This is a genomic window from Mesorhizobium sp. M1227 (assembly GCF_040318315.1).
Lineage (GTDB): Bacteria > Pseudomonadota > Alphaproteobacteria > Rhizobiales > Rhizobiaceae > Mesorhizobium.
In genome coordinates this window covers 1-500 of record NZ_JAMYLZ010000128.1, presented here as the reverse complement: position 1 = coordinate 500, position 500 = coordinate 1, and the positions used below count along the sequence as shown (strand labels likewise).

Genomic DNA, 500 nt, shown 5'->3' with positions numbered 1-500 from the left:
TCGAATTGTCAGCTCCCAGCAGCGTCCTGGACAGAAGCAGCACCGGCTCCGGCGCCAGTTGAAGCGCGGTCATCAGTCCGGCGATGCCGCCGCCGATGATGATGGGCCGCCCGAAGAAGCTGCGGACATCGGCGCTCAAATTGCCAGCATCCGTTCGACCGCAAGCCGCGCGCGCCCGGCGATCCCGGGTTCGATGGTTACGATATGGTGGTTCTGCTCGAGCGCCATGCGGATGTTGGCAAGCGTGATCCGCTTCATGTGAGGGCACAAATTGCAGGGCCGGATGAACTCGACCTCTGGGTGCGCTAACGCGACGTTGTCGCTCATCGAACATTCCGTCATCAGCACGACACGTGGCGGCCTTTGCCTTTCGACATAGTCGGACATGGCAGCGGTGGAGCCGGAAAAATCTGCTTCAGCCACGACGTCGGGCGGGCATTCGGGATGCGCGAGCACGATCACGCCGGGATGGCTTTCGCGCAACTCGCGGATGTCGGCCG

1 protein-coding gene is annotated in these 500 nt (G+C 63.0%); it reads right to left on the bottom strand.

The window, feature by feature from the left end; translation table 11 throughout:
- Positions 1-135: 135 nt before the first annotated feature.
- A partial coding sequence (nadA, locus tag NKH28_RS34415; RefSeq protein ID WP_352981480.1) for a quinolinate synthase NadA occupies positions 136-500 on the bottom strand: 365 nt, incomplete at its 5' end.